Raw genomic sequence first — 11,921 nt, 5'->3', positions numbered from 1 at the left:
GATCTTTTCATAAAAAATTAATTGTTAATATTAAAATATTATTTTATACGAATTTTTTAAAATAGTTTTCATAAACACTTCTTTATCTGAAAAAATACTTAATATTTTTCGAGATCTTGTTATGCCAGTATATAAAATATCTTTATTCAACATGTATGAATCAGAATTTGGTAATATTAAAGCTGTATTTATAAACTCTGAACCTTGTGATTTATGGACAGTAATAGCCCAAGCAGTTTTATAATTACTTAAAATTTTTGCAGGAATATTATTAATTGTATTATTTTCTTTTAAAAAAGACACTTGTAAAACACCACTTTTACTAAAATTAGTAATACCTATATCTCCATTAAATACGTCTAAGCATTTATTATTGTTACTAATCATAATAGGTTTTCCTACATACCATTCTTGTTCATTGATATAAAAATATTTTATTATATTTTTTTTATGCATATTTTCTTCTAATTTTTTATTTAAAAAGTTCACACCAAATAAACCGTCATGTAACACACATAATACTTGATAATCTTGAAAAGATTCTATTATTTCTTTTATTGTTGCTTTTTTATATATTTTATCCCAAAAATTTTCATAGTTTGAAGTAATATTTTCAATCATTTTTTTATATTTTTGAACGGAATTGTGTTCATAAAAAAAAACGTTTTTTATTGAATTGTTAAATAAATTTTCAAAAATTTTTATTTTTTTATTACAAATTGCATTCGACAAAATATCAATCCCTGAACTTTTATCAAATCTATAATTTTTTTTTAAAACACATATACTATTGCTAATAAATGTTGTTTTTTTATTTATTTTTTTTTGCAATTTATATTGTGTAAGTTTTTTAATATCAACAATAGTTTTTAAGCTATATCCATTGTTAGCATAATAACAAATTTCTCTTAGAATAGAACCAGATTCTATTGGACATAATTGATTTTGATCACCTATAAAAATTAATTTAGTATTTTTTGAAACTGCACATAATATTTTTTCCATCATTAAAATATCTACCATTGAAATTTCATCAATAATTAAAATATCTAAATCTAATAAGTTATTTTTATTGAAAAAACTATTTTGTGAAATTTTTTTAATTCCTAATAGTTGATGTATAGTTTTAGCTCTAGATGGCAGAGAGTATTTTTCTTTTTCAGAAAAATAAAGATCAAAGATATTATTTTTCATGATTTTATTTAAACGTGTTGTTGCTTTACCTGTTGGTGCAGATAATTGAATTTTTATTGGTTTACTTGAACTTTTTATTAATGCAATTATTATTTTTAATATAGTAGTAGTTTTTCCGGTTCCAGGACCACCAACAATAAAAGTTATATGATTTATTAGAGTTAGTGCTACAGCTATTTTTTGAAAATTTATACTTTTACCAGGAAACAAATTATCTAATATTTTCGAACATTTTTTTCGATCAATTTTATTTTTATTTTTTTTTGTGTAGAAGAATTTAAAAATATTATTTTCAGCTTTCCACATTTTATAAAGATATATTTTTTTTTTATATAAAACTAAAGGTGTAGGAATAGAACCATTACCTACAGATATATGTTTTAATAACTCAAATGACCAATTTATTTTTTTTTCTAAAATTATTGATATTTTTTTTGTAAACGTTTTATTAAAACTGGAAAAAAAACAATTTTTTTCAAAATATTGAACAGGCAAGAAGATATGACCTTTGGTACTTTCATAACTTACACAAGCTGCAACTAACATTATAATAGTATTTTTTTGAGCGATAAATTGGGAAAAATAAAAATCGATAGGACGTATAATTTTTAATTTTACTGCTTGTCTTAATAATATAATCATATTTTTATGCAATCAAAGTAATTATGTTTTCTATTAATGAAAAATCTGGAAGAGTATAAAAAATTCCATCGTTTTCTTGATCTTGATCTATAGCACGTAAAAAAAAATAAAAAACACCTCCAAAATCATTTTTATAATTATAATTTTTTATTTTTTTTTCTAAATATTTATGTAGAGCTATAGTATATATTTGATATTGCAAATCATATCTTTTTTTGATTATTTCTTGTTTTATATGCATATCAGAATAAAAACTATTGTTTTCACCCAACCAATTAGACTTATAATCTAATATGTAATATTTTTCTTCCCAAAAAAAAACTAAATCGATAAATCCTTTTAATATACCCTTAACTGGATTAAAAAACAATTTTGGAGAAGCTATAGATATAGGATCAATAGATTGAATAATTTTATCTAATTCTCTACTATATAATGTATTATTTATAGGAAAAAAAAACTCTAATTCTTTTGCACATAATTTTTTATTTATTTTTGATAAAATAATTTTTTTTTCACCTAGTGGTGTATTAATAATATTTTTTATCCAATGAATTAATATTGAAGTCCATGTAATGGGAATATTATATTTCTTTAAAAAATCTGCAAACCAATTATAATTTTTTTTATTTAAAAAATGTAAATTTTTTAATATTTCATGCATCATTAATCCAGTATTTTTTCCTTGTGGAAAATTATGTATTATAAATGATTTATTATTTTTTTCTTTATTTTTTACTGAAAACTTTTCTGAGGTGATTTCTTCTATGTTCTTTTTTGATGTTTTGTTTTTTTTATTTAATTGAGTAAAACTTGTTATATTCCAAATATTTTTTATATTTTTATTCAGGATATTTTTCTCAGATATTAAATAAATATTATTTTTTATAGGCAATTTAAAATTATCTGAATTATTTTTTACTTCTACAAAATCATTCATTTTGAATATTTTTAACTGGTTAAATAAATTTTCATAATTCATGGGTTTTCCATGTTGTACAATATATCCTAAACTACTTTTATGAAGATTGTTGTTATTTTTGTTTTTTTTTGTTTTTTTTATTAAACATGCTATTCCAATACTGCAATGCAGAATGGATCTTGTAAGTGCAACATATAAAAACCTTATATCTTCTGCTAGTCTTTCTTTATCTGCTAGTTTTAAATTTTCATTGCTTTGTTTTATATCAAAAAATGTTTTGAAATTTTTTTGATTATGATAAACAGATAATAGTGATTTTTTAAAATCTATACTAAAAGGTATCCACACAATAGGATATTCTAATCCTTTTGATTTATGTATCGTAATAATTTTAACTGATTGAGACTCATCAAAACATCTAATATATTCATTATGTGTAGGTTGTGTTTTTTGTAAAATTTTTTTTTGAAACCAGCGTATTAAAGATATTTTTTTATGAAAATGTTGAAATTGTTCTTGTAATAATTCGGCTATATGTAAAAAATTTAAATTTTTTAAATAATTTATATTTATTTCTGTAGTATTAGAATTTATTTGATATTCTAATATCATAGTTTTGATCATATGGAAAATTCCTATTTTTTCCCATATATTATGATATTCATATAATTTTTCTATTATAAAATATTTATTTTCATTTACTGATTGTTTTTCTATTTTAGATGATAACTCTTTTAAAATATGTGTAGAAATTGATTGTCTTAATAATTTTTCATTATCAGGTTCTAGAATAGATTCTAATATCCATAGCAATTCTTGGGCATCAAAAGTTTGAAAAACGCTATTTTTATCAGATGAGTATATTGAAAAAATATTAAGCTTTTGCAATTCTTTTTGAATAAGATCAGCTTCTTTTTTGTTTCTAACTAATATAGCAATATCATTAGCCGTTAAAATTTTTTCTCCATTTTTAGTTGTAATTTTAGCGTTTCCTAATTTTCCGCAAGTTAACCAAAAACTAATTTCATTTGCACACTGTTGAGAAATCCAAATTTGATAATCATCTATATACACTTCTTCTTTTTCTTGAAAAAAAAATCTCATTGGAATTTGAGGGACTCCATTAATTGTAAAATTCATTTTTTCATTTTTACAAGAAGGTGTTATAGGTATAAATGGAATATTTTTAAAAATAAATGGATTTTTATGATGAGAAAATAAAAAATTAATACTTTTACACATATTTATTGAAGAACGCCAATTAGTATCAAGATAATAGCAGTTTTTTATTTTTGATTTTGCATATAAATAAGAAAAAATATCTGCACCTCTGAAACTATATATTGCTTGTTTTGGATCTCCAATAAGAAATAACACGGTTTTTTTGTTGTTTTTATATAAAATATTAAATATTTTATATTGCTGAATATTAGTATCTTGAAATTCATCAATAAATGCGGCCGGGTATTTTGTTCTTATCAAATTTTTAAGAATTTTTTCTTTTTTTATAGTTTTTAAAAGAATATTCAATAAATCATTAAATCCTAGTAATGATTTTTTTTGTTTTTCTTTTAATAAAAATTTTTTAATTTTGCTTATAGCATATATAATAATAATATTTTTTAATGAAAGATTTTTTTTTAATATTTTTTCAGTTTCTTTAAAAATAATATATTTTGAGCATATGTTATTTATTGTGTTTTTTTCTATATTTTTTTTTGAAAAGTATTTTAATGCAATAGGTATTGTATAATCTTTAGTTTCAGAGTTTGCCCATATTGTAATGTTATTAATCCATCTAATAATATTGAATTTACTATATATTTTTTTATTTATTTTTAGACTATTGATTTCTTTTGGTATTATTTGATAATAAATCAACCATATTTTTTTAAAAAAATTTATTTTTTCTATGTTTTTTTGATGAAACATAGTTAATTTTTTATTATTTATATTTTTTTCAGAAAAATTAATTGATTGCATATGAAAAAATGGTTTTATCTTTTTTAAAAGATAGTCTGGATTTTGATATTCTTGATGAATAATATTGATAATATTTTCTGGTAAATTATAAAAAGCACGTCTCCAAAAATCTTGTGTAGCTTGTAAACATAACTCATCTTCATTATCAATTATTTTATCTTCAAAAATAGAATTTAAATGAAAAGTATGCAATTCTAATATATGTTGACAAAACCCGTGTATTGTATAAATAGAAGCATTATTAATATCATTTTGCGCTTTTTTTAGAATATAAATAGCTTCATTTATATCTTTTATTTCTCTTAAAAAAAAATTGTAAATAGGATTTATATTTTTCTTATTAATACAAGTTAAATATAGGTTTTGAATTCCATCTTTAATACGTATATATAGTTCTTCTTTTGCTGTGTTTGTAAAAGTAACTACTAGTATTTCATGTACTAAAAGTTTTTTATTATATGTTTTTTTTTCTCCTATACCTAATAATAAACGTAAATATAATAGTACAATGGTAAAAGTTTTTCCTGTTCCTGCAGAAGCTTCTATTAGGTTTATTCCATTAAGGGATATTTTAAATACATTGAGTTTTTCTTTTATATTATCAATATTCATGTTATTTTTTTAATTTATTTTTTAATATTGGAATTAGCCATTTTTCAGCTATTTCACAAATTTCTTTTATGTTGTTTGTATTTAATTTTGTTATTATTTTTGTGATGTAAAAATCTTTTTGTTCTCCTTCAATATAATCGTTTCCTATCCAAGTTTCCAATAATTTTTTATATCCCGTTCTTTGTGTATAATAGTCATTTTTTATAGAATCGTTTCTTATGTCATAAACGTGATCAAGCCAAGATGCAGCTGATTTAGTTAATAAAATAGGTTGTTGCATACCTTTTATGTACCCTTTAATATATTGCAAAAGATAAGTGTATGCTATATCAGAATTTAAAGAAGAAAAAGACCAAGTTTGATTTCTATAACCTATTATTCTGCTTTTTCCACAACCGCCTAATACAGAGTAAATTAAATGTTCTAACCATAAAACAATACGATCACTATAATTTATAGTGCTTGATTTCCAACGTAATAAACCTGTATTTTGTATTTCAGATAAAATACCATTAATTTGATATTTTTCTATATTTAAATTAAATTTTTTTTCTTTTTTTGAAATTCTGTATTTGATAACTTTTTTTGCTATCAACGTCATTTCTTTAATGTTTTTATTCCAAAATATTTTTCCAAAAAAATGATAGGGTAATTTTCCAGAAAGCATATAATATTGAAATAATTGTTCTGTATCCTGATTATTTATTATTTTATTTAATAAAGTATGTTTTATTTTAAAAGAATCTAATTGATTTACTAAAAAGGGTTCTGTTGTTTTAATTATTCGTTTCTTTTTATTAAGTTGTATTTTTAAATTAAAATTAAAAAAATAACGTATTGGGTTTTTCCAAAAGTTTGTTAAATCCTTTAAATTAATTAAATTGTAGTTTTTTTCTTTTAATAAGTATTGATGATGGAAGTTTTTATTGATGCTTTTAAAAATTTTTTGCGAATTTTCTTGTTTGAAAGAAATTACATGTTTTTTTTTATAAAAATATTGTGTTTTGTATTTTTTACATAAATGTTTAATAATTTTCTTAGTATTATCTTCCAAACTTAAATTTTGATCGCCTATAAAACAAAAATTACACGCAATATAATTTAACAATTGATCAATTAAAACTGAAGGATACCTTTTACTTTTATCTTTAACGGAATATCCAATGTAGCTAATATAAAAATATTTTTCAGCACAAGATATACTTTGAGCAAATAGATAACAATATTTTTGATAAACATCAATATCTCCAATTAATGGATATTTTTTTAGTAAATTAAAATTATCTAAATAATTTGTTTTTGGAACACTTGAATGATCAGCACCAATAATACATATTATTTTAAATGGAATGTAACATACAGAGGCAGGATGACAAAAATTTACTACACCTGGTAAAAATATTTCATTATTAGTGTAATAATATTTACAGAAAAAATTTTTTTTTAATATATTAATTGAAATTTTTTGTGAATAATTAGATATTAAACTATCATTAATCATTTTCATCCAATTTTTTTGAATCATTTGAATAGGTTTTTCTATTTTTTTACTGCAGAAAAAAAAATCACTAATTAATTTTTCAGATAACGAATACCAATATGTAAGATGTTGTGATTTAGATAATTTTTTTTGCCATTTCTTGAGTGTATTTATAAATATAATTAATTTTCCTATAAGTTCTGCTCTAGAACCATTGATCACACTGCATGATAAAATATTATTCCAAATTGTTTCTTTATCATTCATTGCATAACTCAGAAGTAGTTTTTCTATTCCGTAAAACCAGGTGTTTTGTTTATTTTTAGGAAAGTATAAATAATCTTTATGTTTGCAATCAACAGCCCATCGAATATTTGCTTCTTCTATCCAAGCATATAAAATTTTTATTTCTTCTTCCGAAAAATTAAATTTTTTTGCTATTTCAGGAACATCAAGTAATTCTAATATTTCTTCATTTTCGAAGCGACTATTTGATAAATTTAATATTTTTTTAAAATAAGACAGTGTTATTTCTGTTTTTTTAGAAAATTTTTTAGAGATAAAAAAAGGAATTTGTTTTTTTTTGTCTACCGATGTAAATATTGCGTTAATATGCGAAATATAATCATCAAGCAAAAAAGAAGTAACAACTATATCGCGAGGTTCTATAGATGCATTTTCATGAAAAAATATTAATAATTTTTCATATAGTATCTCGATTTCATTTTTTTTATCAAAACAAATATTTATAGAAACTGAATTGTCTGTTGCTTTTAAAAATCTTTTTTTTCTTAATTTACTACTTTGAAAAAAATCATTTTTAATGTTATTTAGTAAATTACTATTTTTATTTTTTTTGAAATAATTAACGATTTTAATTTCTTGAGATTCAATGGTATATAAAGAATAAATTTTTTCATATTGTCCCCATAATGTTATTAACGAATTACTTGAAGTGTTTTTTTTTTCTATTTTTTCATATGGATGAATCTTATTAGTTTGAATTAAATTAAATGTATTGTTTTTATAAGGTGTAATATATAAAAAATAAATATTCATATATATACTTATTTTTTTAAAAATTTTTATATAAGAAGGATTTAATGAAAAAGAAGAAATAATAAAACACCGATTAGGTAAGTGTGTTTTTTTTATTTTTTTTTCTTTAATTAATTTTTGAAGATCATAAAATAAATTTGAAAAATGATGAGTGCACTGATTCAGTTTTTTTGTATTATCTATTATTTCCATCCATAATTTTATTTGCCATTGTTCACTCGGATTAATTGTTGACTGATTTTTTTTTTCCCAATCATTAATCCAATTAGGACGATAAAAGATATATTTTTCAAATATATTCGCCATTAAAAATGAAAATTTAAAATTTTGAATTTTATCTTTTTTTTTGTTGTAATTTTCAAAAAATTTTCCTTTATCTAGAATATTCATGATTTTCCAAATCATTATAGAATGAGTAAACGTATTTTTTAACTCTTTTTTAGATAATATGATTTGAAACAATTTCCATATAAAATCTTTAGGATGATACAATTTAAAATTTGCGGAAATCCCTACTTTTTCAGCAAGAAATATATTTAAATATTGAAATAATACTTTATTATCATAAATAAAAATCTCTTTTTCAAAAATATTAGAAAGAGGTTGTTTTTGAATAATATCATGTGCTTTTAATAAGAGTATATTTAGTGAGTTTGATTTATAAACTTTAAACATAAAAACCTTTTTCTAAAATAAATTAAAATTTTGTATATTTTTTTAATGTTTATATTGTCTTTATTTTTTTTTATATAAATGTACATCTAATTGAGGATAAGGAATATTAATATTATTTTTATCTAATTCTTTTTTAAAATTAGCCATTAAATCCCAATATACTGAATTTAAATCATTATTTTTACTCCAACAGCGTACTATAAAATTCAAAGAAGATGGAGCTAATTCACTGAGACCAACAATAATATCTCTATCTTTAATCACTCGATCTTCTTTTTCTATTACTTTGCGTAATATTTTTATCACTAAATCAATGTCACTGTTGTAAGATACACTTATAATAAATTCATTACGACGAGCAGGTTCTCTTGAATAATTAATAATATTACCAGAGATGATTTTATTATTAGGAACTACTACAATTTTTCCGTCTAAAGTACGAAGTGTCGTATAAAAAATATGAATATTTAATACGGTTCCTGAAACACTTCCTAAATTAACATATTCTCCAGTTTTTAGCGGTCTAAGTGTGACTAATAATACACCGGCTGCAAAATTTGATAAAGATCCTTGTAAAGCTAAACCTATTGCCATACCAGCTGCTCCTAATATAGCAATTACTGATGTTGTTTGTACTCCAATTCGACCTAATGCAGCAATGAGTGTAAAAGTGATAATAATATATCGCATTAATGCAGAAAGAAAACCAGCAATAGTAGCATCAATATTACGAGTAATTAATACTTGGTTGACTCCATTTGATATAATTTTAGATATAAACATTCCGGCAACTAAAATAATAATAGCAGATGTTAGATTTACTATATATCCAAGCAATAACTCTTGATTACGTATCAACCAATTTCCTGCATGATTGATATCATTTACTACATTTAATTCATCCATCATGTTCTCTGTATGTTTTTTTAGCAATTAAAAAAATTATAATAATTTATTTTAATAAACAGTATATTTTTTAATACAGTGATTTTTCGGAGAATATTTTTATTTATTCCCCGGAATCAAATTAAAATTCTTTATAAGAATTGTTATAAAATATTGAAAGCATTTAAATCTTTAAACGATTTTTCTAATCTAATAGACATTGATTTTTGTGATTTTCTTATCCATGATCTTGGATCATAGTATTTTTTATTAGGTTGATTTTTATCTTTTGTATTTCCTAATTGATTTTGTAAAAACTCTTTATTTTTTTTATAAAAATTTAATACGCCTTTCCATGCAGCCCATTGTATATCAGTATCAATATTCATTTTAACAACACCATATTTAATTGATTCATTAATTTCTTTTACATGTGAACCTGAACCTCCATGAAACACTAAATTTAATGGGTTTTTTTCTAAATTATGTTTAGTACTTACAAATTCTTGTGAATGTTTTAAAATAATAGGTCTGAGATCAATATTTCCAGGTTGATAAACACCGTGTATATTGCCAAATGACGCCGCAATACTAAAATTTTTACTGATTTTGTTTAACTCTTCATAAGCATAATTTACATCTTGAGGTTGCGTATAAAGTAATTTTTTATCTATTTTAGTATTATCAATACCATCTTCTTCTCCTCCGGTACAACCTAATTCTATTTCTAACATCATATTAATATTTTTCATTTTTTGTAAATATTTTTTACAAATGGAAATATTTTCTTGTAAACTTTCTTTTGATAAATCAAGCATATGAGAAGTAAAAAGAGGTCTCTTGTTATCAAGGTAATATTTTGTACCTACTTCTAGTAGTCCATTAATCCATGACAACATTTCTTTAGGACAGTGATCAGTGTGAAGTATTACTGGAATTTTGTAATATTTTGCCATTAAATGTACATGTTGAGCACCAGATATAGCTCCTTGTATCGCTTGTTCTTCTTGATTTAGTGAAAAATGTTTTTTATAACCAGCAATGAAAGAAGCTCCTCCATGAGAAAATTGTATAATAACTGGAGATTTTACTCTAGCAGCAGTTTCTAAAACAGTATTAATAGAATCAGTCCCTATACAATTCACGGCTGGTATTGCAAATTGTTTTTTTTTCGCTAATTCGAATACTATTCGAGCTTCATCACCATTCATAACACCAGGTTTAATAATATTTAAAATATTCAATTTTTTTCCTATTAATTATGTGATTTGTTTTTTAAAATTTTCTTCTAACATATGTATTGCAGGTAGTTTTTTCCCTTCCATAAACTCTAAAAAAGCCCCTCCTCCAGTTGAGATGTAAGAGATATTATTTTTTATATTAAACATATCAATGACGGATAATGTATCACCTCCTCCTGCTATAGAAAATGCATTACTGTGTGCAATTGTTTTTGCGATTATTTCAGTTCCTTTTCTAAAGTTTGGAAATTCAAATACTCCAACTGGTCCATTCCAAATAATTGTTTGAGATTTTCTGAGAATATCGATAATTTTTTTTATACTTTCATCACCAAAATCCATAATTTCTTCATCTTCTTTTATATCATTCGGTAATTTAATTATAGATTTTTCATTTTTACAGAATTTTTTTCCAATACGAGAATCAATCGGTACAATAATATTGTATTTTTCACGTAATTTTTTAGCTTCAAATATAAAATCTGGTTCATGTAATGATTTTCCTATTTTATAATCAATAGCTAAAAAAGTATTTGCTATACCTCCACCAACTATTATCGTATCTGCAATTTTACCCAATTTATGTAATATATTAAATTTAGTTGATACCTTAGCACCTCCAATTATAGCTACCATTGGACGTTTTGGTTTTTTTAATGCTTTTTTTAAAGCATGTATTTCATTTATCAAAAGAAGTCCAGCACATGCTATTTTAACAAATTTTCCAATCCCATAAGTAGAAGATTCTATTCTATGTGAACTTCCAAATGCATCCATTACAAATATATCGCAAAGATTAGAATATTTTTTAGATAATGTGTCACTATTTTGTAATTCTCCTTCATTGAAACGAGTATTTTCTAAAATTGCAATTTCTCCTGAATTAAGTTGAATGCCATCTAAAAAATTATCAGAAAAATGTATTTTAGTATTCTTAAATATTTTTTTAAAATATTGAAATATTGGTAATAAAGAATATTTTTTTGTATAACATCCTTCTTTTGGTCTTCCTAAATGAGACATAACAATTACTTTTGCATTGTTTTTAATAGCTAATTTAATAGTTGGTAAAGCAGCTAGTATTCTGGCATCAGATTGAATGATCCCATTTTCTATAGGAACATTTAAATCACTTCTTATTAAAACTCTTTTTCCAGTTATATTTATTTCAGTCATTTTTTTTATAGTCATGATAATGCCTTTTTGTATTAATTTGTATACAATTGAT

At 22.4% G+C, this 11,921-nt stretch carries 6 protein-coding genes; all 6 read right to left on the bottom strand.

Annotated features, from left to right (window positions below):
- Positions 1 to 30: 30 nt before the first annotated feature.
- The 6 genes from recD to D9V71_RS02285 all read right to left on the bottom strand — a co-directional run bounded on the left by recD (position 31) and on the right by D9V71_RS02285 (position 11,884).
- A complete protein-coding gene (gene recD / locus D9V71_RS02310) occupies positions 31 to 1,836 on the bottom strand; it encodes an exodeoxyribonuclease V subunit alpha (protein WP_158340768.1) in 1,806 nt (601 codons plus the stop codon).
- 4 nt (positions 1,837 to 1,840) lie between these two features.
- Positions 1,841 to 5,353, bottom strand: a complete 3,513-nt coding sequence (recB, locus tag D9V71_RS02305; RefSeq protein WP_158340767.1) for an exodeoxyribonuclease V subunit beta — start codon at positions 5,351 to 5,353, stop codon at positions 1,841 to 1,843.
- Position 5,354: 1 nt separating this feature from the next.
- Positions 5,355 to 8,567 (bottom strand): exodeoxyribonuclease V subunit gamma, encoded by a 3,213-nt coding sequence (recC, locus tag D9V71_RS02300; protein ID WP_158340766.1) that lies wholly within the window; start codon positions 8,565 to 8,567, stop codon positions 5,355 to 5,357.
- 60 nt (positions 8,568 to 8,627) lie between these two features.
- Positions 8,628 to 9,473: a small-conductance mechanosensitive channel MscS gene (mscS, locus tag D9V71_RS02295; RefSeq protein ID WP_158340765.1), complete on the bottom strand. Its 846-nt coding sequence runs from the start codon at positions 9,471 to 9,473 to the stop codon at positions 8,628 to 8,630.
- A gap of 143 nt (positions 9,474 to 9,616) precedes the next feature.
- A complete protein-coding gene (fbaA, locus tag D9V71_RS02290) occupies positions 9,617 to 10,696 on the bottom strand; it encodes a class II fructose-bisphosphate aldolase (protein WP_158340764.1) in 1,080 nt (359 codons plus the stop codon).
- A 15-nt stretch (positions 10,697 to 10,711) separates the two neighbouring features.
- The gene (locus tag D9V71_RS02285; protein ID WP_158340763.1) at positions 10,712 to 11,884 is read right to left on the bottom strand and encodes a phosphoglycerate kinase; all 1,173 of its coding nucleotides are present in this window, start codon (positions 11,882 to 11,884) and stop codon (positions 10,712 to 10,714) included.
- Positions 11,885 to 11,921 lie beyond the last annotated feature (37 nt).

This window comes from Buchnera aphidicola (Macrosiphum euphorbiae), assembly GCF_005237295.1.
Taxonomy (GTDB): domain Bacteria; phylum Pseudomonadota; class Gammaproteobacteria; order Enterobacterales; family Enterobacteriaceae; genus Buchnera; species Buchnera aphidicola_AP.
The sequence above is the reverse complement of the archived record's forward strand: the minus strand, read 5'-3'. Positions and strand labels throughout refer to the sequence as shown.

Bases quoted from the DNA above. Each gene is read 5' to 3' on its own strand.
- recD (WP_158340768.1), bottom strand. From the start codon at position 1,836: ATGATTATATTATTAAGACAAGCAGTAAAATTAAAAATTATACGTCCT.
- recB (WP_158340767.1), bottom strand. From the start codon at position 5,353: ATGAATATTGATAATATAAAAGAAAAACTCAATGTATTTAAAATATCC.
- mscS (WP_158340765.1), bottom strand. From the start codon at position 9,473: ATGGATGAATTAAATGTAGTAAATGATATCAATCATGCAGGAAATTGG.
- D9V71_RS02285 (WP_158340763.1), bottom strand. From the start codon at position 11,884: ATGACTATAAAAAAAATGACTGAAATAAATATAACTGGAAAAAGAGTT.
- recC (WP_158340766.1), bottom strand. From the start codon at position 8,567: ATGTTTAAAGTTTATAAATCAAACTCACTAAATATACTCTTATTAAAA.